At 51.7% G+C, this 19,351-nt stretch carries 31 protein-coding genes and 1 pseudogene; 21 read left to right on the forward strand and 11 right to left on the reverse strand.

Translation table 11 applies throughout. The annotated features are described in order from the left end of the window. Window positions 1-87: 87 nt before the first annotated feature. The 11 genes from AC0LWE_RS13525 to AC0LWE_RS13575 all read right to left on the reverse strand — a co-directional run bounded on the left by AC0LWE_RS13525 (window position 88) and on the right by AC0LWE_RS13575 (window position 6,654). On the reverse strand, window positions 88-522 hold the full coding sequence (locus AC0LWE_RS13525) for a single-stranded DNA-binding protein (RefSeq protein ID WP_474265573.1): 435 nt from the start codon (window positions 520-522) through the stop codon (window positions 88-90). After that, a complete protein-coding gene (locus AC0LWE_RS13530; protein WP_474265575.1) occupies window positions 523-1,233 on the reverse strand; it encodes a Rad52/Rad22 family DNA repair protein in 711 nt (236 codons plus the stop codon). Next, complete coding sequence (locus AC0LWE_RS13535) at window positions 1,230-1,385, reverse strand: hypothetical protein (RefSeq protein WP_474265577.1); 156 nt, start codon at window positions 1,383-1,385, stop codon at window positions 1,230-1,232. The genes AC0LWE_RS13530 and AC0LWE_RS13535 overlap by 4 nt, the downstream gene beginning before the upstream one ends. 202 nt (window positions 1,386-1,587) lie before the next feature. Further along, a complete protein-coding gene (locus AC0LWE_RS13540) occupies window positions 1,588-2,622 on the reverse strand; it encodes a hypothetical protein (protein ID WP_474265579.1) in 1,035 nt (344 codons plus the stop codon). Window positions 2,623-2,698: 76 nt separating this feature from the next. Then, window positions 2,699-3,121, reverse strand: a complete 423-nt coding sequence (locus AC0LWE_RS13545; protein WP_474265581.1) for a zinc-finger-containing protein — start codon at window positions 3,119-3,121, stop codon at window positions 2,699-2,701. Next, entirely contained in the window at window positions 3,121-3,429 is a 309-nt protein-coding gene (locus AC0LWE_RS13550; protein WP_474265583.1) for a hypothetical protein, read from the reverse strand. Before AC0LWE_RS13550 ends, AC0LWE_RS13545 begins: the two co-directional genes overlap by 1 nt. Beyond that, on the reverse strand, window positions 3,426-4,544 hold the full coding sequence (locus AC0LWE_RS13555; RefSeq protein ID WP_474265585.1) for a DUF7666 domain-containing protein: 1,119 nt from the start codon (window positions 4,542-4,544) through the stop codon (window positions 3,426-3,428). The genes AC0LWE_RS13550 and AC0LWE_RS13555 overlap by 4 nt, the downstream gene beginning before the upstream one ends. A gap of 150 nt (window positions 4,545-4,694) precedes the next feature. Next, window positions 4,695-5,006 (reverse strand): hypothetical protein, encoded by a 312-nt coding sequence (locus AC0LWE_RS13560; protein ID WP_474265587.1) that lies wholly within the window; start codon window positions 5,004-5,006, stop codon window positions 4,695-4,697. 40 nt (window positions 5,007-5,046) lie between these two features. Continuing rightward, window positions 5,047-5,214 (reverse strand): hypothetical protein, encoded by a 168-nt coding sequence (locus AC0LWE_RS13565; RefSeq protein ID WP_474265589.1) that lies wholly within the window; start codon window positions 5,212-5,214, stop codon window positions 5,047-5,049. 56 nt (window positions 5,215-5,270) lie between these two features. Further along, window positions 5,271-5,594: an antitermination protein N gene (locus AC0LWE_RS13570; RefSeq protein WP_474265591.1), complete on the reverse strand. Its 324-nt coding sequence runs from the start codon at window positions 5,592-5,594 to the stop codon at window positions 5,271-5,273. Window positions 5,595-5,991: 397 nt separating this feature from the next. After that, window positions 5,992-6,654: a LexA family protein gene (locus AC0LWE_RS13575; protein ID WP_219347019.1), complete on the reverse strand. Its 663-nt coding sequence runs from the start codon at window positions 6,652-6,654 to the stop codon at window positions 5,992-5,994. 116 nt (window positions 6,655-6,770) lie between these two features. Between AC0LWE_RS13575 and AC0LWE_RS13580 the strand changes: the two genes are divergently transcribed. The 21 genes and pseudogenes from AC0LWE_RS13580 to AC0LWE_RS13680 all read left to right on the forward strand — a co-directional run bounded on the left by AC0LWE_RS13580 (window position 6,771) and on the right by AC0LWE_RS13680 (window position 19,340). Then, on the forward strand, window positions 6,771-6,986 hold the full coding sequence (locus AC0LWE_RS13580) for a helix-turn-helix transcriptional regulator (protein WP_047416742.1): 216 nt from the start codon (window positions 6,771-6,773) through the stop codon (window positions 6,984-6,986). 120 nt (window positions 6,987-7,106) lie between these two features. Further along, complete coding sequence (locus tag AC0LWE_RS13585) at window positions 7,107-7,388, forward strand: CII family transcriptional regulator (RefSeq protein ID WP_474265594.1); 282 nt, start codon at window positions 7,107-7,109, stop codon at window positions 7,386-7,388. Beyond that, the gene (locus AC0LWE_RS13590) at window positions 7,388-7,858 is read left to right on the forward strand and encodes an HNH endonuclease (protein ID WP_474265596.1); all 471 of its coding nucleotides are present in this window, start codon (window positions 7,388-7,390) and stop codon (window positions 7,856-7,858) included. Before AC0LWE_RS13585 ends, AC0LWE_RS13590 begins: the two co-directional genes overlap by 1 nt. A gap of 48 nt (window positions 7,859-7,906) precedes the next feature. After that, window positions 7,907-8,899 (forward strand): replication protein, encoded by a 993-nt coding sequence (locus AC0LWE_RS13595; RefSeq protein ID WP_474265598.1) that lies wholly within the window; start codon window positions 7,907-7,909, stop codon window positions 8,897-8,899. Then, a complete protein-coding gene (locus tag AC0LWE_RS13600) occupies window positions 8,896-9,582 on the forward strand; it encodes a replication protein P (protein ID WP_474265600.1) in 687 nt (228 codons plus the stop codon). Before AC0LWE_RS13595 ends, AC0LWE_RS13600 begins: the two co-directional genes overlap by 4 nt. Window positions 9,583-10,232: 650 nt before the next feature. Continuing rightward, the gene (locus AC0LWE_RS13605) at window positions 10,233-10,766 is read left to right on the forward strand and encodes a hypothetical protein (protein WP_474265602.1); all 534 of its coding nucleotides are present in this window, start codon (window positions 10,233-10,235) and stop codon (window positions 10,764-10,766) included. After that, window positions 10,763-11,191: an ead/Ea22-like family protein gene (locus tag AC0LWE_RS13610; protein WP_474265604.1), complete on the forward strand. Its 429-nt coding sequence runs from the start codon at window positions 10,763-10,765 to the stop codon at window positions 11,189-11,191. The genes AC0LWE_RS13605 and AC0LWE_RS13610 overlap by 4 nt, the downstream gene beginning before the upstream one ends. Window position 11,192: 1 nt before the next feature. Next, the gene (locus AC0LWE_RS13615; protein ID WP_474265606.1) at window positions 11,193-11,948 is read left to right on the forward strand and encodes a hypothetical protein; all 756 of its coding nucleotides are present in this window, start codon (window positions 11,193-11,195) and stop codon (window positions 11,946-11,948) included. A gap of 103 nt (window positions 11,949-12,051) precedes the next feature. Beyond that, complete coding sequence (locus AC0LWE_RS13620; protein ID WP_474265608.1) at window positions 12,052-12,753, forward strand: DUF551 domain-containing protein; 702 nt, start codon at window positions 12,052-12,054, stop codon at window positions 12,751-12,753. 227 nt (window positions 12,754-12,980) lie between these two features. Continuing rightward, a complete protein-coding gene (locus AC0LWE_RS13625) occupies window positions 12,981-13,436 on the forward strand; it encodes a YbcN family protein (RefSeq protein ID WP_474265610.1) in 456 nt (151 codons plus the stop codon). Continuing rightward, a complete protein-coding gene (locus AC0LWE_RS13630; RefSeq protein WP_474265612.1) occupies window positions 13,436-13,600 on the forward strand; it encodes a NinE family protein in 165 nt (54 codons plus the stop codon). Before AC0LWE_RS13625 ends, AC0LWE_RS13630 begins: the two co-directional genes overlap by 1 nt. Then, a complete protein-coding gene (locus AC0LWE_RS13635; protein WP_474265614.1) occupies window positions 13,597-14,265 on the forward strand; it encodes a metallophosphoesterase in 669 nt (222 codons plus the stop codon). The genes AC0LWE_RS13630 and AC0LWE_RS13635 overlap by 4 nt, the downstream gene beginning before the upstream one ends. Continuing rightward, the gene (locus AC0LWE_RS13640) at window positions 14,258-14,839 is read left to right on the forward strand and encodes a recombination protein NinG (RefSeq protein ID WP_474265616.1); all 582 of its coding nucleotides are present in this window, start codon (window positions 14,258-14,260) and stop codon (window positions 14,837-14,839) included. Before AC0LWE_RS13635 ends, AC0LWE_RS13640 begins: the two co-directional genes overlap by 8 nt. Before the next feature lie 106 nt (window positions 14,840-14,945). Then, window positions 14,946-15,635, forward strand: coding sequence for a bacteriophage antitermination protein Q (locus tag AC0LWE_RS13645; protein WP_474265618.1), 690 nt, complete (start codon window positions 14,946-14,948; stop codon window positions 15,633-15,635). A 780-nt stretch (window positions 15,636-16,415) separates the two neighbouring features. Next, window positions 16,416-16,733, forward strand: coding sequence for an SHOCT domain-containing protein (locus AC0LWE_RS13650; RefSeq protein WP_474265620.1), 318 nt, complete (start codon window positions 16,416-16,418; stop codon window positions 16,731-16,733). Beyond that, on the forward strand, window positions 16,708-17,190 hold the full coding sequence (locus AC0LWE_RS13655) for a lysozyme (RefSeq protein ID WP_474265622.1): 483 nt from the start codon (window positions 16,708-16,710) through the stop codon (window positions 17,188-17,190). The genes AC0LWE_RS13650 and AC0LWE_RS13655 overlap by 26 nt, the downstream gene beginning before the upstream one ends. Continuing rightward, window positions 17,172-17,654 carry a lysis protein gene (locus AC0LWE_RS13660; RefSeq protein WP_474265624.1) on the forward strand — a complete coding sequence of 161 codons (483 nt, stop codon included), beginning with the start codon at window positions 17,172-17,174 and terminating at the stop codon, window positions 17,652-17,654. The genes AC0LWE_RS13655 and AC0LWE_RS13660 overlap by 19 nt, the downstream gene beginning before the upstream one ends. Next, window positions 17,623-18,120: an HNH endonuclease signature motif containing protein gene (locus tag AC0LWE_RS13665; protein WP_474265626.1), complete on the forward strand. Its 498-nt coding sequence runs from the start codon at window positions 17,623-17,625 to the stop codon at window positions 18,118-18,120. Before AC0LWE_RS13660 ends, AC0LWE_RS13665 begins: the two co-directional genes overlap by 32 nt. After that, window positions 18,121-18,228 (forward strand): annotated as a pseudogene (locus tag AC0LWE_RS13670) (lysis system i-spanin subunit Rz); the annotation flags it as partial. Between the two features lie 71 nt (window positions 18,229-18,299). Further along, the gene (locus AC0LWE_RS13675; protein WP_474265628.1) at window positions 18,300-18,521 is read left to right on the forward strand and encodes a head fiber protein; all 222 of its coding nucleotides are present in this window, start codon (window positions 18,300-18,302) and stop codon (window positions 18,519-18,521) included. A gap of 162 nt (window positions 18,522-18,683) precedes the next feature. Beyond that, window positions 18,684-19,340, forward strand: a complete 657-nt coding sequence (locus tag AC0LWE_RS13680) for a putative metallopeptidase (RefSeq protein ID WP_474265630.1) — start codon at window positions 18,684-18,686, stop codon at window positions 19,338-19,340. Window positions 19,341-19,351 lie beyond the last annotated feature (11 nt).

Consider the following 19,351-nt stretch of genomic DNA (forward strand, 5'->3'; position numbering starts at 1 on the left):
AGCCGCCAGTTGGCTACTGGTCTAAGAAGTTTTGCACGGTATGCGGGAGTGAATTTGCACATGACTACATCCTTATCCGGCTGGGGATCAAAAGGGTATATCGTCGTCGAAATCCATTGGCGGCTCGTTTTGTGGTTGCGGTGCTGGTCGCTGCTGTTGCCGTGGTTGCTCAGATGACTGCTGCTGACGCGGCTTGTCATTGCCGGGAGTCCCGCGTGGAGGAAGGTCGATATCCCGCACCAAAACGGTTGGTGTCTGCACCGTCGAGCCGTCCTGTTTTGTCCATTCCTCTAAAACGAACTCACCGGATACCGTAACCTTTGCGCCCTTAACAACCGCTACAGAAAGCTTTTCTGCCATCGCGCCAAACATCTTGCAGTTCAGCCAGGATGTTTTTTCGTTATCACCAAACCCTGACTTCGCTGGCAGAGAAAATGATGCGATGTGCTTGCCGTTAGGCGTGACGCGGAGAACCGCGTCTTTACCAACATTCCCCGAAACTGTGATCGTGTTAATTGCCATTTATGCCGCCTGTTTAAGTTCTCTAATTCGGATGCCAGTAACGTCTTTGCATTTCGCCTGGTGATCGGCAAAGCCATTCAGGCTTGACCACGTCGCGGCGTATCGCTCCTGAAGCTTCTTACTGTTATTTTCGGTGCTTGCGTACTGAGAGAAGTCGGAGAGAATCTTGTCTGCATCTACGCCTTCAGGTGGTGTTGCTTTTGGTGTTTGTTCTTCTGCTTTTATCACTGTTCCGTCGGGCAATGCCCAGGCTGGGAGGGAAGGCGGCTTCCAGTAAAATACGCCAGCATCTTTCGACTTAGCGTAATGGAATCCATCAGCGCGTTCAGTAGAGATTACGGCGAAACCCTCTTCCAGATTGTAGAGGTACCGACCGATACCCCACTGGACAGCGGCTCGCTTCATCGCGCCGGATCTACCACCCTTAACAGCCTCCACCTGAGTGTTTTCAGCGGCATCCCACTTAGTGATCCACTCATCACCAACTTTGATAGATATGCCGCACTCAACACCGCCGTTATTCGGGATGTCGCGATATTCGTTGCGCCATCCAGACTTACCGCATACTTCGTCAAGTCGCTTCATAATTGCCCGGTTGGTGACATATGCCAGCACCTTGGCCCAAATGCCTTTGCTCGCTTTCCCTGCTTGCTGTATGCGCCACTCGATATCGTCGGTGGCGAATGGCTCGTCTAACAGGTCCAGATTCATGTGAAATCTCCTGCAAATTCAGACCAGCTAATCACTGGATTCTGCCTCTCAGCAGCCAGGTTAACCGGTTCGTCGTCACCTGCTTCTGCGGCGATCACGTCACTCATCAGCCGCACGAATGCATCTTCATCCCATCTTTCAGCGGCGCTCATGCTACGTACTCCTGCTTTGTAACCGTGTAACCATGCTCAGCCAGGCACTCAAATACCACGCCCCAATCCAGTTGCTTGAGGACCTCTTTGGTATCAATCTCGCCTGTCAGCAAGACGCCCTCCAGTTCAATTCTGATGTTGTTGTGAGGGCTTACAGATGTGCGCATATCCACGCACTCGCATGTGATGTTCATGGGCAACCTCAGTAGTTGATTGAGCCGTTACGAACCTGACGCTTAGCCAAGAGTTCTACAGCCTTGCGAGCAAACTCTTCAGGAATTCCGCCTTTAACAAAATCATCCTTTGCTTCGTTATTGATGCGCTTCTGGTGAGCGACGTTGGCGGCTCGTTTAGCAGCTTCATCAGCGACACGCTTCTCTTCTGCCAGCCTGGCTGCTTCCTTTGCCTCTGCTTCACGACGCACTTTGTCGGCGGCTTCCTGCGCCTTGCGTTGCTCAGCTGCGATGGCTTCCTGCTTCTCGCGCTCAGCCTGTTCACGCGCTTCCTGAGCCAGTTTTGCTGTGCGTTCCTGTGCTTCTTTAGCTTCACGCTCAGCACGCTCCTGTGCTTGCTTAGCCAACAATTCAGCCTGTGCTTTAGCGGCGATAGCATCGGCTTCACGCTTTTGTGCTGCCGCTAGTTCTGCTGCTGCTTTCTCTTCCGCTTCACGCTTAGCCTGTTCTGCTGCCTGCCGTTTTAATTCAGCCTCGTGAGCAATGCGCTGGCGCTCCGCTTCGGCTTTCTTCTCTGCCAGTTCACGATCGAAAGCGTCATTCATCAGTAGCGCCATTTCGTGATCGGCTTCAAACTGCTTCTTTAGCGCTTCAAGCGATGCCTTTTCTTCAGCTTCAATGCGCAGACGCTCTTCTTCAGCCGCTTTCTCTGCCGCGATGCGTTCCTGCTCCGTTTCCCATTCAGTCAACGGCCGGCGCACTTCATCTTTCAGCAGGTCGAGGCGCTCACGAACCAGTCGGCGGCTCTCGTCAATCTGTTTTGGCAGGGCTTTAAGCTCCGCGACAAGGCCTTTACCGGCATTGTCGATATACGTTTTCGAACGGGCCACCTTGTGCGCCATTGAAGCGATGGCGTCGCGTCCTTTTTTGGTTGATACATCCGGTACCAGGCTGCGAGCTTCCTTCTCGATCGCCTCAATAATCGGGTCAAGTTGCTCCTTGGTTGTGAACACTGCCATTGCGTTCGACTTCTCAATGACGACTAAATCCGTTGCTTCGCTCATGGGTTCTCCTGAAATTTGGTTGTGCGCTTCCCGTCTGCGATAGCCGGACAGGGAGTGATGAAAGTGGGGGAGGGGGTTACTGATTGCAGATACGTTCTGCTTCTTCGCATTGCTCTGGAGTGAACCACCCGAAGTGACATTGACCAACTGGAATTCCGAGTTTCCCAGCCAGCCATTCATATGCCTCACTGCGTGTCATCCGCCCTGATTTCCACAGGCGCTCAAAAGTTGGCTTGCATTTCTTCCTTGCGTCACGCGTTCTCTGGTCTGCCAATGTCCCGAGCGGAATTGATGTGAATGGATGCATGCCAACGTAAGCACGGCAAGATTCGCAGAGGTAGACGTAAGGCCAATCGCCATAATCCCGCCCGTAAACTTCTTCATGTGTCCCGACTCGCACGTGCCCACTGCAAAATCTGCATGAGCAAGGGACTGGCAATGGATTCTTAACTCTGGCTGTTGCTTTCCTGCTTGGGTTTGCTGGGGTTTTAACTTCCATCACACCCTCACTTCAAACGAGTTACGATTTACCCTGACTCCAAGCGCTTTACGCTGATCCTCAATTGCCTGTTGCAGCATCACCGAGTCTTCCAGATAGCGAGCAATGGCTTTCTTGCTCAGTGATGCGCGGAGCTTGTGCGAATCGACGATGACCTGATTAACGATGTGACCGAAGCCATTCTTAATCATCTGGTCACGGTTCATTACCAGCTTGTGGCGAACGTTACCGACCTCTACCAGTTGCCATGTATGACCGTTTGCAAGCTTTGTCACTGTGTACTGCTTGTTGTTGTGGGTGACTGTCATGATGCCTCCACGAATTCGCCGTTTTCATCCAGTTGATACCAAATTCCCGCCTTAATGCTGTTGTCTCCGACCTTGCTGGCGCGGATGTGGATCAACTCACCTTCATCGTTGCGGAAGCACAGGACTATCGCGCCACTTTCCCCAGCACGAGCTTTACTCTCGATGCCAAATGCAGCAGCTACCGAATGCGATCCAGATACTTCTGCCGCTGAGCGGTCGCCGGTGTTGCTGGCCGCTGAGCGGTCGCCGGTGTTGCTGGCCGCTGAGCGGTTGCCGGTGTTGCTGGCCGCTGAGCGGTCGCCGGTGTTGCTGGCCGCTGATTGGTAGCCGGTGTTGCTGGCCGCTGAGTAGTCGCCGGTGTTGCTGGCCGCTGATTGGTAGCCGGTGTTGCTGGCCGCTGAGCGGTTGCCGGTGTTGCTGGCCGCTGATTGGTAGCCGGTGTTGCTGGCCGCTGATTGGTAGCCGGTGTTGCTGGCCGCTGAGCGGTCGCCGGTGTTGCTGGCCGCTGAGCGGTCGCCGGTGTTGCTGGCCGCTGAGTAGTCGCCGGTGTTGCTGGCCGCTGATTGGTAGCCGGTGTTGCTGGCCGCTGAGCGGTTGCCGGTGTTGCTGGCCGCTGAGCGGTCGCCGGTGTTGCTGGCCGCTGATTGGTAGCCGGTGTTGCTGGCCGCTGAGCGGTCGCCGGTGTTGCTGGCCGCTGAGTAGTCGCCGGTGTTGCTGGCCGCTGATTGGTAGCCGGTGTTGCTGGCCGCTGAGCGGTCGCCGGGCATGATCTGCTGCTCAAGTGATTTATCAACTTTGCTCCAAACCCAATCGATACAACGCTGCACAAATTCCGGCATGGAAATTTCTGCCTTGATGGTGATTGTTGCGCTCGCAATTTTACTGTCATCTGAATGACGTGAAACATCACCGCCTAATTCAACTTCGCAGTAGCGGCTTACCCCTGGAGCATAATAACCAAAGACGTCGATCGGGTTTTCGCAGCTGTGGAAACCAGAAGAACAGGCTTTAACTTTGCCTTCGTGCTCGAAGGTCTTGCCAATCTCAAACTGGAATCCGCGACAGGTCATATCCGCGTTAAAACCTTTATAGGCAACGATAGTTTTCTGAGTCATGTGATTTCCTTGTGATGCGCTTAAGCCGCGCCGCTGAACTTGAAATACCTCTGCATATGCAGACATTTAAGCGGTGGATAGCCGCCCTGATAACGGAGCACCCTCGTGAAGATGCTTTGGTATCAGCAATAAAAAACCCGCCGGAGCGGGTTACACATCAGTCTTTTGCAGATAAGCATCTCTATGCTCTCGGCATCGCTTTAGCCTCTCTTCTGCATTGCGCACATCAACATCAAGTTTCGATGTGACCCAAACTTCTTGAGCGCTTTGAAAATCTGTAAAGAATCGTGAGGTAGAGCGGAGTGTTTGCTTTCCTGACCAGTGGCGAATAACTGATTTCCCAATTACCTGCTTGGCGGTAACTTTGTCAGCGGTCAGCTTGCTGATAGTAGGGTATTCGCAATTCACCGTAACGGCATAAAACACCTGCCCAACATGCAAATCCTTTATTTGTACTTCCATCGCCTTACCCTCTTGTCTCGTGAGCTAATAAAAAGGCCGCCTATTTGGCAGCCAGCATTGCTTGCCAGATGAAAACCACCGCATCTTCAATCTCAGAGTTATCATCGACCTGATGGGCTATATCGGGGAATTCCTCTAGCAACTGCTTAACGCCTGCGGAAATTTGCTCTTCACTTGGCTGTAACTCAACTTCGTACTTAAATCCCATTGCCTCACCTCATAAGTTAATTAACGTGCCGTAACCGAATCTTTGCTGTTGCAAACTCAAATCAGCGGTGTCGATTTACCGCGTGATTTCTGTACCGCGTGAATCTTGTTGCCGAATGGGTTGCTGTCTTTGTACCAGGTGCGGTGATTCTTGCGCTCAACAACTTCTGCGCGTCTTTCCATATCCTGCCGATACTCAGCCAGCCCTGATAAATCAATCGGGTTCACAGCGCTTTCTACGCGTGATTTCGGCTTGCGAGTAAGCGAGAGAATCTTGCGGGTGTCTGGCTTAGCGCTTACCCCAACTAACAGGGGATTAGCATTTTTCCATTCAGCCTGTTTCTCTGCGCGGCGTTCGCGGCGGCGTGCTTGTGCATCCATTGTGGATCTCCTGTCAGTTAGCTTTGGTGGTGTGGTGGCTGGAGTCGAACCAGCTTCCATCGGTGCGCTGCCGATTGGGTTACGCGCGCCTTGTGGTTACTTCTCGCGAACTTTCGCCACAAAGCTATTCCCTAGCTCGCCGTTAAGCTTCACCACACCCCAAAGCTTTCTGCTTTGAATGCTGCCCTTCTTCAGGGCCAGATTTTTAAGAGCTTCACCGTCCTGGTGAGTAGTGCGTCCTGCTGATGGGTTAACAATACAAAATGTACTAAATAACGTCAATACAAAATGTACTTAAAATTATCGTAAAAATACGAAGGGTATGATTTTTAATGAAAAGTATTTTGATTGGGTAATAAAAAACCCGCCGGAGCGGGTTAGTGGGGCGGGGTGGTTTTTACAGGCCTTGCCATTTAGCTTCTATGACTACGCCGATTATGCGGCAGTTACCATTGACGGGAATCATGTGGTAGCTGGGGTTCAGGGGCTTCAGGTAGCGCTGACCGGCGTCAACGACGTACTTTTTAAATGTTGCCTCATTCTCGGTGTCGAGCTTTGCGATCACCAGTCGCCCATTGGTCGCTTCTACATCCGGGTCGACAAGAATCTGCATTCCCTCTGGAATACTCAGGCCTGTAGGCGAGGTCATTGAATCCCCGCGCACCGTTAGCCAGAACGAGCGATCGCTGGCGTTAGCGGTCGTCTCAGGCCATACCTCGATTTCCTCAAGGCGATATGGCTCTATTGCTTCGCACCAGTTACCGGCGCTTACCCAGCTAATAAGAGGGAAGCTTTTAGCCTCGGCATTGGATCGCGGGTTAGATACGTTTCCCATCTCACCGCCAGGGTAGTCAACCATGCCGTCAGACGTTAGGACTAATTCTTTGAGGCCCAGTTGCTTCATTACTGCTGCGATATCGTCAATGCTTGGCTCTCGGCGACCGTTAAGCCAATGGCCTATCGCCCCCTGAGTTTTGCCAAGGGATTCCGCCAGCTTGTCCTGGGTGATGCCTAATTGTTTCATCCTGGCTTTCGCCAGTTCATTCCACGGTGTCTTCATCCCCCGATTATTACGAGTTGTATTAACAGTGACAACACACAAAATGTATTAATCCTCTTGCATTTATTCAGTACGGTTTGTATTATTGATTTACGTACTCACCCAGGAGATAACCGATGAGCAATCTTCGGATGAATAGGGAAGCCGCGAAGGTGTCCCAAACAGCTTTAGCAGAGAAGGTCGGCTGCACTCAGGGTGCGATTGGTCATTACGAATCAGGACGCAGACAGCCTGATTTGAAAACCTGCCGCAAGCTGGTAGAGGCACTAAATGCCTTCGGCGCTAACGTCCAGTTAGATGACGTGTTCCCACCAGAACACCACGCCGCTTAAGTAACACCTGCTCTTATCACATCTCAGCCCTGAAAAAGGGCGATTCAAAACAACAAGTCTTTATGGCTCTGCGTGTATGCGCATGGCCTTTTAACTATTTCAACAAAGGAATTATCACAAATGGAACGCACAACCTCACGAAACAAAGACCAGGCTCGAAAAATTGAGTCCTGGATCCTGAATCAGATTGCATTGCGCGGTTCGACCAACGTCGCTAAAGCGCTTGGCATGGACAAGTCAGGAATTACCCGCTGGAAGGAAAGCATGCTGCCTAAGCTGGCGATGCTCTTAGCGGTACTGGAATGGGGAGTCGTTGATGACGACATGGCGAGACTTGCTAAGCAGGTTGCTGAAATCCTCACAAATGAAAAGACAAAAGACGAACGTTGTATGGAGGCGTGATGCTGGAAATAATTACACAGGCTGATCGGAGCGATTGTTTGGTATGGACAGGCATAGTTAACAATAAAGGCTACGGGAAGATAAAAGTTAAAGGCGAAGTGGTTAGCGCCCATCGGTTTGCGTATTGCGTGGCCAATGGCTTAACACTCAAAGAAATTGAAGGGTTAGTTATTCGGCATAAATGCGACAACCCTGGCTGTATTAATCCTACTCATCTCGAAACGGGTACACCCATGGATAACGTCATGGATCGTGTCGCGCGTGGTAGATCAGCAAGCGGAGAATGCAACGGGCATGCGAAATTAACGGTAGAGCAGGTCGATGAAATCTTAGCTTCATACATTCCTAGAGATAAGAAATTTGGCGGTACAGCGCTCGGGAAAAAATACGGTGTTTGTCAGACGACGATTAGCAAAATCGTATTAGGTAAGAAATGGAAGTTAAAAAAGAAAAAGCCCTTGAAGCGGTAACTTCAAAGGCCCTTCGAACACTGTGTTACGCCAAGTAACGAGGTAATTATGGCAAATGTCGCCAGAGTATTCAACTTCCCGGCTCCTAAGTCGGGAGAATCTTGGAGCAACAGAATGGAGAATAAAAAGTTCGGTCATTTCTCTCTGTTCAGAAGCCTCCTCCAAACCGATTGGGCTAAAGATACCGCGAAGATGGCTCTCTGGGTTCGATTGCTCGGAGAGGCGTCATACCGCGTCAGAACCGTTGAATTTGCTGCAAGGCAGTGGGAGCTATCAACTGGGCAGCTCGTTACGACGGCGGCGATTCTGGCAAGAAAACTACGCGATCAGGATGGCAAGGAAAAGAGTCCTCAGGCCGTGACAAGAATGCTCAATTTCTTCGTCAAAGAGGGGATGATCAGCACCGAAGGGAACCGGTTTGGAACTGTGATAACCATCACAAATTACGCCTCATATCAGGTGATTTTACCCGATGAACCATCCGATGAACCATCCGACAAAGCGCGAGTCAGTAATGGCGCGGGGTTGAGGCTGGTAGCCGATGAACCATCCGATAGACCACCCGATGAACAGAACAAGACATTAACTAACAATACTAAAAACAATAAAACCTTTACGTCCGAGAATTCTGACGAATCCTCTGACAAGCCCGTTAAAAAATCTCCTCTGGTTAAACCTGATGCAGCGATTCAAAGCGGCGGCAAGTGGGGAACCTCAGAAGACCTCCGCTGTGCAGAATGGCTTTTCAGTGAAGTCCAGCGCATCGCCCCATCTGCAAAGCAACCGACATGGGCTACATGGGCCAATGACATTCGCCTGATGCGGGAGAAGGACAGTCGCAGCCACAAGGAGATCGCGGCGCTGTTTAAGTGGGCATGCAATGACAGCTTCTGGCAGGGGAATGTTCTCTGCCCTGCAAAGCTTCGTGAAAAGTGGACCCAGCTTGAAATTAAGCGCAACAAGCAACCAGCGGCCGCCAGTTCTGGCAAGCCAAAAATCGACATAAATAACACTGACTGGATACGTGGGGTGAAACTATGAAAAGCCTTTCCGAGCAGCTGATGAATCACGACCGAGAGCAGTTTCGGCGCGTAGCCAATAACCTCCCTGACTTCTACGAAGAGAAGCCCCAACTTGAACAAGTGGCGCTGGTAATTAACGACGTTTTCGGGCAGCTACTTGCTGCGTTCCCTGCGGCCACGGCAAATCGTGAGCAGTCCGAGATGGATGAAATCCGCCGACAGTGGGTGCTGGCTTTCATGGAAAACGGAATAACCAGCATGGCGCAGGTTGATGCTGGTATGAGGGTGGCTCGCAAGCAGGTGCGACCGTTCCTGCCATCACCTGGACAGTTCGTCGCATGGTGCAAGCAGAGCGGCGGGGCGCTTGGTATCACGGTTGATCAGGTGATCGCTGAATACTGGGATTGGCGTAACCGGTCGTTTGAGTTTTCTTCAAGTGAGCAATTCCCATGGTCTCAGCCGGTCATGTACCACATCTGCACAGAGCTTCGCTATCGAAGCAATGAGCGACAGTTAACACACAGTGAGCTTACTCGTGAGGCTGGCGTATTGCTGGATATGTGGGATAAGCGCGTCACGGAAGGAAAGCCAGTGCCGCCGGTTCGTCGGGCAATATCCGCACCAAAGGCTGATCGCGGTCCAACCCCAGCGGAGCTTTTGCTTGCCAAGTACAACCGGAACAAATCAAACGGGATGGTGTGATATGGCTATGACAACTCGCGAAAGGGCGCTCGCAGCACTCCGACTCTACCCTGACAGCCGTTCGGACAAGATAGCAGCCATCCTGAACATGACAACTAAGCGACTCTCCAGCACCATCACGACACTGCTGGCTGATGGGCTTATCTCGCGAGCGGGAATTTACGGCAAGCGCACTTACAGGCTGACGGATTACGGGATGCGGCTTGCACCAACTTCACTGCCTGATTCCGTGACGCTTAACACATACCTGGTAGTGCGCACCGAGGCGAACGGAATCTGCCAGGAATGCCGCAACAGCGCGACGATGAAGAGGGTTCTGTCATTTTACGGGAGACCATCCCCATGAAAAGCAACGGACAGATACCCGCGATAATCCAGTACATCACAGAACACCCCGGCAGTTATATGACAGACATCCTCCGCGACACCAAAATCCCAAAATGCTCAGTCACATCGGCCCTGTCAAAACTGACAGGCGCTAAGGCATTGCGTCGCGAGGGGTATCAAAAACGATACCGGTATTACGTGGAAAACCCTGAAGCAAAAACAACCTGCAGGCCAAAGAAAATCACGCCTGTAGAAGACCGCGTAAACCCCCTATCTAACCTATTCAATCAGCGCCTGGCTCAAGTCAGGGGCGGGAGATAAGCATGAGCATTAAACGATATATCGTAAATGGCAGTTACGGAATGACCCCGGAAGATGAAACCTACGAGCATGGGCAGCCTCTCTGGGTTCGCAACTCAGACTACAACAAAATCCAGTCACAGCTCACAACCCTCACAAGTCAGTTAGAGAGCGTTGTTGCTGAGAATGCGGCACGTAAATCCGAAGTGCCACTCGGCGCTATTGAGAATGGGCGAGCTTTCGCAGATCGGTTGGAGGCGTATTCATTCGAATGTCAGGGCGGAAACCTCAGCATGTGTAGCGACTGGCAAGAGCTTATTCGCTGCTTCGAGCATCTTGCCGAATGGGCTATGCACGGTCAGGACGAAACCCTAGCCACAGACGCATTTCTTGCCGAAGTGCGGGCCAGCGGTGTGGAGATGTACGCAGAAAACCTCGACAGCAGCGCAGACGATGCAAAGCGAGATGGGTTTGATGATGCTGTTAAGTTTCTACGCAGTGAAGCTTCCGGTGTGCGTTTGTTCGCCGCCCAGATTCGCAAAGGAGCCGCCAAATGAGCACAAACAAGCAGGCGCTGCGTCAATTGGCTGAAGGGGTAGGTCGAGAAGAATGGCAGGCGCGTAAAGAGCCGGGAATTGGCGGTGAGCATACAGTCATCGTGAAAGGCAGTCTTGTTAAGCGCTCAGGGTGGAGCACTCACAGGCCTGTTGCGGATCAGGTTGTTGACAAGAAAACAGCAAAGTTCATAGCAGCAGCCAACCCTGCCGCCGTGCTGGCGCTGCTGGACGAACTGGAAGCCGCAGAACGGCGGAATGCTGAGTTGATGGAGAAGCTCGCCAAGCTAATTGACATCCTTGACTGGCACACCATTGAACTCGGCTGGGGAGAAAAACCCATAACCCTGGCCGAATTAATTGTTGCCCGAGAAGGAGCTGACTCGTTGAGCAGCTTCCGAGCCGCTGCCACAGATAAGGGGGAGTGAGATGATCCACTATCACGGCGGTCCAATTACGCCGGATACGTGCGCACTGAAGGCGTGGAAAGGACGGCATGCCTTCATCTCGTTCGCACACTCCGGGCAGATCAATCTCGCATCTGAGTACTGTCAGTCGTTCGCCCTGGACAATGGCGCATTCACTGCATGGAAAGCAGCCGGAAAAAACAAAATTGACTGGAGCGACTACTACGAATTTGTGGCGCGCTGGAAGAACCATCCCGGCTTTGACTTCGCCATCATCCCTGACGTTATCGACGGCGGCGAAGAAGAAAACGACGCGCTGTTAAATGAGTGGCCGCATGGCAAATTCTTCGGTGTTCCGGTCTGGCACATGAATGAGAGTGACGACCGGTTTATCAGGCTCTGCAATGAGTACCCACGCGTCGCAATCGGTTCGTGCGGTGACTATGACGTTAAGCGCCCGAATCTGGCGGTTGCGAGAATGAAGGACTTGATTCGCCATGTTGTTGATTTGCATGGGCAGCCAGTATCAAAGCTTCACGGTTTACGAATGCTAAACCCGCTGATATTCACAAAATTACCGCTTGCCAGCGCAGACAGCACAAACGTTGCAAGGAACATCGGCATCGATAAAGCCTGGTCTGGTGCATACGCTCCTGCATCGAAAAAAACCCGCGCCGCTTTGATGGTAGAGCGCATTGAATCGCACAACAGCCCCGGCTCTCTTGCGTACTGCGAGACGCGTGACCGGTTCGACATGCAACTGCAATTAGCAGTGTGAGGACTAACCCATGACAATTACCAGAGAGTTCACCAAAGAGCAGTTGATTGCAGCAGCATGCTCAAGAATTGATTTTGCCAAGCAAATGTTGCGTGAAAACCCATTGCCTCTCGCAAAGCGAAAGTGGGAGGTTGAGCTGTCTATATCTGAAATCGCGCTGGCATCGCTCGAAGCGGAGGCTGTGGCGTGGCTACTGTCAGGCGGCGGAGCAAAAAATGACGTTCGATTCGATAGTAGCAATGCTTATGCTGACCCATTACGTGAGGTGACACCACTCTACGCAGCACCACAGTTACCGCAGCCAGTGGTGCCGAACATGGCCGCAGTTGGCGAAATGCCATTCCTTGGCACCCAAGAGAATGCATTCGTTAGCGGATGGAACGCCTGCCGCGCCGCCATGCTTCAGGGTAAAGCCGAACCTGTAAGTAATCGTGATGAGTTGGCCACAATGACCAACCAATCCGAGCAAGTGCTCGACATGGTCAACTCTCCGGTGATTCAGGATGGTTGGGTGGCTTGCTGTGAGCGGATGCCGGAGGATGATGACTTTGTCCATATCTGGCCACGCCCAGACTTTGGCGTTGAATTGCATGTCGGTCAGTACTGCGAATGTCATCCCAAAGGCGATGGCTGGTACGCTCAGGTATATGAGCAAAACTACGGCATCGAGTGGCACCCAATAACCGTTACCCACTGGATGCCACTGCCAGCAGCACCGCAGCAGGAGTCTGTGTCGTCAGCGCTGGAACATGGGATGGCTCGCTACTCTGGTGCAATGCAGAAACTCGCTGATGGTGGTGACTGATGCCTAACCCATTCGACGCCACAAATTCAACGTCAAGCAACGATTGATTAATTTATATATCCTGGCAAACTAGTCTTGCCGTCGGAGTTGAACGCCCGGCGGTAAGACCTCTGCATGTGATTGGGAAATCGCATGCTACACACAAAGAACACATCAAATCACCCGTCACAGATGCAGAAATGCACCTGCGACTTCCTGCATTCTGCGTACTCCGTTCTGGAGGTCTTATGAATATCCCTCAGTGCGGCATAAAGCTGCATGCTGGCAACTTTGACGACATCGGAAAGATACTTCGTGAGCAGCTCGCTACCGGTCAGCCACTTCGCCTCCAGGTGAAGGAATGGCGCGAGAAACGCAGCATCTCGCAAAATAGCCTTAGCCATATGTGGTACGCCGAAATCAGCGAATACCTGATTAAGTCCGGACGCACCGACGCCACCTCTGAGTGGGTTAAGCGCAACCTCAAAAAGACTTACCTCGGATGCGAAGAAGTCACCTATACCGACTTCATCACCGGCCAAAAGGAATCCACCTGGGAGCCTCGACACACGTCGCAACTTGATACCGGTGAAATGCATATCTTCCTGTGCAAGGTCGAAGCCTGGTGCGCCCAGTTCGGTCTGGCGCTGACTATTCCATCTGGCTGTGAATTCGAGCAGCTTCGCAATAAGCAGGAGGCGTAATGACACCTATCGCTAAAGTCATGGAGCGCGGCATCTTCAAGGTCCCTGTTCGCCGTAAGCGCAAGCCGGTCGTTAATCCATCCGACATCCCAACTTTCAATTACTCCGCCCATCTCTATGACGTGCGCTGGTTACGCCTGCGCGCCAGAAGGAAATCTGCATGAATATCTATCAACGCATTAACGGCGCTGACTGGCGCAATGTATGGGTAGTTGGCGATCTGCATGGTTGCTACACCAATCTGATGGGCCGCCTCGATGAGCTTAAATTCGACCCGGCACAGGACTTGCTCATTTCAGTAGGTGACCTGGTTGATCGCGGCTCTGAAAACGTTGAGTGCCTTGAGTTAATCACGATGCCCTGGTTCCGAGCTGTGCGCGGCAACCATGAGCAGATGATGATTGATGGATTATCGCCTCATGGCAATGTCAGTCACTGGCTGGTTAACGGTGGTGGCTGGTTCTTCAATCTTGATTATGACAAAGAGATTCTGGCAAAGGCGCTGGTCCATAAAGCTGCCGAGTTGCCGCTGATCATCGAACTGGTGACCGGTGATAAGAAGGTGGTCATCTGCCATGCAGACTACCCGCACAACGAATATGCGTTCGATAAGCCAGTGCCAGAAGAAATGGTCATCTGGAACCGGGATCGCATTGGTGATGCGTGGGACGGAAAGACCTCAGAAATCACTGGTGCCGACCTGTTTATATTTGGTCACACACCGGCACGCCAGCCGCTCAAATATGCCAACCAGATGTATATCGACACCGGTGCCGTGTTCTGCGGAAACCTCACGCTGGTACAGATTCAGGGTGGTGATCATGCGTAAACCAGTGCGCCGCACCTGCAAAATCTGCAAGACCAAATTCACCGCCACCTTCGATAACGTATGGTGGTGCTGTCCTGAGCATGGCGCACAGTTTGGATTGCAGCAATTAGAGAAAAAGCTGGTAAAGCAACGGGTCGAAAAAGAAAAAGCCGAGCGCGGTGAGTGGCGTAAGCGTAAGGCCGCAGTAAAGCCTCTTAAGCACTGGGAGGATATGACTCAGCGAGTCGTCAATGATTATATCCGTGAACGTGACCATGAGCTTCCCTGCATCAGTTGCGGAACATTTACAACCGTTCAGTGGGAGGCCGGGCACTACCGATCGCGAGGGAAGGCATCACACCTCCGCTACGTGGAAGACAACATAAATAAACAGTGCCACCACTGCAACGTGCAATTGTCTGGCAATCAGCAGCAGTACCGCATTCACCTGATAGCGAAAATTGGCACTGAGCGGGTCGAGGCGCTGGAAAACAACAACGTCCCTCATCGTTACACCATCGAAGAACTGGAAGCCATCAGGAAGCATTACAGCGCCCTGAGGCGTCAGCTCATCAAGACAAGGGAGGCTGCATGACCTTCTCTGACTTCCTCCGCTACCAGTATGAAAGCATCAAGCGAGCTGAGCTACCGCCTATCGCAAAGCACAGCCAGAAAACTAATCAGCCATTAGGAGCCGCAGCATGAACAATCAACATCTCGAGTTCGTCCGCCAACAGCTGATTACGGCCACCGCAGACCTGAGCGGAGCCACGAAAGGCCAACTGGTAGCCTTTGCTGAGAATGCGATGTTTGAAGCCACCTCTCGCAGTCGTGGGCGTAAGAAAGTAGCCGATCCGGTAACAGGGCGCATGGTTAATCCTGATGGACCGGCAATGAACGGCAGCCAGTCGCGCGCCAAAGGCTCACATATCCCGCTGGTTAATCACGTCGAATACTGCACCTCGTCATGGCGTCGTGCTGTGCTGTCACTCGATGAGCATCAGAAAGCCTGGCTACTCTGGAACTACAGTGAGAACACCCGATTCGAGTATCAGGTTGCGATTACTCAATGGGCGTGGGCTGAATTCAAAGCGCAGTTGGGCACGAAGAAGGTAGCGGGCAAGACAATGGACCGGCTAAAGGCGCTTATCTGGCTGGCGGCGCAGGATGTCAAAGCAGAGCTGGCAGGGAAGGAAACTTACGAATACCAGAAGCTGGCGGAATTGGCTGGCGTAGCTAAATCGACCTGGACGGAGACATACCTTCCACACTGGCTGGTAATGCGCGGAGAGTTTGCAAGGCTCGACAGTCGTGCTCTCATTTCAGTAACGCGATCACGTTCACAACAAAAGGCGGCAAGTTTAGATGTAAGTCTTGCAAAACCGAACTGAAAGCGCTATATTTCGTGTAAATCTGATATTGTGCCAATGTTGTATGCACTGGCGGTATCACAGAATTAAGAGCCTCGCCTAGTGCGGGGCTTTGTCGTTTCTGCGCATAAGCGAGAGGTTCTCATGGAAATCGGATGGGGCGAAGGTTAAGCAAAACACGTCGTCATAACGGCGGCGTTATCCTGCATCAGGTGCTGGGTTGATCGCCAGCCGTCTACTCCACGAAACGGAGTGCACAACAGGTAAGCAGCCTGACGAAGATAGCTGAAATGAAGCCATCTCGTGTTGTGAAACGGGCTGCTTTCCGTTGTGGTGAAAAGCTTAAATGACAAGCCAACCATGTGGAACCCCATCGATTAGGTATCGTCCAGTCGCATGAGATATGGGGAGGGTGATGAGCACCCATACCACCACACACCAAACCCAAGCCAGGGTATCTTCAGCCAATAGCTGACATTGTTTTACCCTCATATTGCCCACGTACCATGGGCTTTTTTAAAGCGCATTTCTCCAAATACCAGACAGACATGACTACTCCCTTACTCGCTGTGGCAACGGATTAGTGCGCTCCAAAAAAGAAAAACCCAGCACTATGGCTGGGCTTCGTGAAGATGGGTGGCAAGAGACTGCGTCAACAGCCTCCTGCCTGATTTGCTCATGCCTTTAGTCACGAACAAACCACGTTACCGATCAAAGTATCCTGGATTTGTTCAACGCACCATCATCCCTATTCCTAATTTGAACAGATCCCCTTCCTTTTGGGGGCAGAGCATGTTCCGCATGAATACACAAAACGGCTTCTGGTCGTACTTCTGGTCTTCAATAACGGGTTTTATGACCATGCTAACTTTGCAGGATGTGCTTTTTGCATTTGGTGCGGTGGTCTCTGCGTTGTTCGCCTGGCTTACGTACCGGTCTAACGACCGAAAGAACAAAGCTGCGATAGAAGAAGATCGCAAGCGAACCGACATCCTCAAGGCTGCCTATGCCCGGGGAGACGTTTCCAATATTACCGAAGGCGCAAAGATAGTTCGGGATATCGAGACCGAGCTGCAGCCTCAGGATTCCATCAATGGCGCTACCTCAAAAACTACGTAACAGCATTGTCGCTGCATCGGTTGCCGGTGCCGTCTCCATAGCTGGCGTTCTGATTACCGACCAGGAAGGCGTTAAGTACAAACCCTACCTTGATCCGATTGGCATCCCAACGGTTTGTGCCGGAGTTACTGGCCCTGATGTTGTGATGGGTAAGACATACACGAAGCAGGAATGTGATTCCCTTCTGTATAAGCACATGCAGCCAGCAATAAAAGCGGTCGATGATTCGGTGAAGGTAAGGCTGAACGACTACCAGAAAGCGTCCCTGTACTCGTTTACGTATAACGTTGGTGCCGGTGCTTTCAAGTCATCCACTTTGCTGAAGAAACTGAACCGCAACGATATCCCTGGCGCATGCGATGAATTGCGCCGGTGGACATACGCCGGTGGTAAGCAGTGGAAAGGCCTGATCACCCGTCGAGAAGTGGAGCGTCAGTTATGCTATGGAAAACCGTAGTCACTCACTGGAAAGCCATACTCATCTTTCTGCTTATAATCTGGGTGGCCGCAGCCGGTAAGATTGCTGATCACTACCACGATAAATACAAGAAAGCTTCTGACGATCTCGCGCTGGCTACTTCCGCCATCGCTGACATGACAACCCGGCAGCGCGACGTTGCCGCACTAGACGGCAAATACACACAGGAACTCGCAGATGCTCAAGAGAATATCAATCAGCTTGAGCTCGATGTTACTAATGGGCGTAAGCGGCTGCGGCTCAACGCAACCTGCAAGAACAATGCCACCGGAACCACCGGCATGGATGATGCTTCCGCCGCCGAACTCACTCCAGACGCTCGACAAAATTATTTCCATCTCCGAGAGCAATTAGTCACGGCTGAGAAGCAAATTCTTGGCCTTCAGGCATATATTCGCACGGTAGTCTTTGATGAAAAGAGCCAAAGTAACAAAAGAAAGTGAAGCGTATATCAGGGAGCATTTGGAAGTAGATGTCTGTGTTTCATCAGGCCTGAAATGGAAGAAGGCTCCAAGGTTTAACGGTCATGTGCTAGGGAAAGAAGCGGGAGTTAAAACCGCTGACGGCTACTACCGAGTAGGTGTGAAAAGACAGAAGCTCTCTACACATCGGGTAATTTGGTTTCTGCTGAACGGGGACTGGCCGTGCTGCATTGATCATATAGATGGAAATCAGGGGAACAACTCTCCTGAAAACCTGAGGTCTGTGACTCTTTCAGAAAACCAACATAATCGAATCTGCATCGGCGTTAAGCATGACGCAAGCCGTGATATGTATAGCGCAAGAATCACTGTTTCTGGAAAGAGAATCGAGCTTGGGTCATTTAAGAGCCATAGTGAGGCGACTGAAGCGTACAAGTCTGCAAAAAGAAAACTTCACCCATCCGCACCGGATCGCTGCTACCAGTGAACTGACTCCGCTGAACGGGATTATTTCACCCTCAGACAGCGAATCGAAACAGTCACCAAGCAATTAACCGGATTGCAGGAATACGTAAGGACGCAGTGCCTTAAATAACAATTATCCCTTTGCGGGGATGAAACAAAAATATCCCTTCCAGGGGATAAAAAATCAAACCGGAGGCAAACATGCCAACTCGCGTAATTTCAGCTGGCGGCGTTCCTACGACTGTCGCCAATATGGACGATGTCGATGGTGAAGCGTATACGCTCCCAGCGGCCACTACGGCAGCCATCGGTGGAGTGAAGAAGATGGCGGCACAAGCAGATTCTACCGCTACTGATGTTGCTGGCCTGGTTACCGACTTCAACGCGCTACTGGCCAAGGCTCGTGCCGCTGGGCTGATCTGATGATCACCGTGAAGGTGGTAGCTCAAAAGCGGTGGTGGGTTAACCCGCTACTCAGTGTGCTGAAGGCATCTGTCTATGCACGACTCCTGAAAGAGAAACACCTCCAGCCGCTGGCAGGATTCATTGCCCGATTCGGCTTCAAATTCAAGACAGAGAAATAACATGGCAAAGCTCACTGACAAGCAAGAGCTGTTTGCCCGTGAGTCGAGGCCGCTTCCGGGTGAGGTTTTCATTGCTGAGTTCTATCCGTACAACAGACTGATTCCCGCTGATGGCATTTACGAATGGGTGCATCAGAACATCATCTCCAGCACTGGCGCTATACATAACCCCGATCACGCTCACCTCGAAGGAGCAGATATCGCTTTCCTTTGGGCTCAGTACGGATTCACCAAAAAAGGCCGTACAGTCCTAGGTCAGGCTGAAGAAGTTATGTTTCGTGCCGGTGGGTGGCAGAAGGCAAGAATGGAGCAGCAGATGAATGACTGGTTCGGTCACCAACCGGACTACATCATCACATTAGCCGCTGACTTCTGTTCTCAATGCTCGGACCTGGAATTCTGCGCCCTAATTGAGCACGAGCTTTATCACATAGCGCAAGAGGCAGATGAGTTCGGCGCTCCTAAGTTCTACAAAGAATCCGGGCTGCCAAAGCTCTGTATGCGAGGGCATGACGTCGAAGAGTTTGTTGGCGTTGTGCGTAGATATGGTGCAAGTGTCGACGTGCAGGAGTTAGTCGATGCTGCAAACAAACCTGCCGAAGTTGCAAAAATCAACATAGCCAGAGCATGTGGAACTTGCCTCATGAAATTGGCTTAACTTTTATACTT

It is taken from the genome of Lelliottia sp. RD5 (assembly GCF_056032945.1).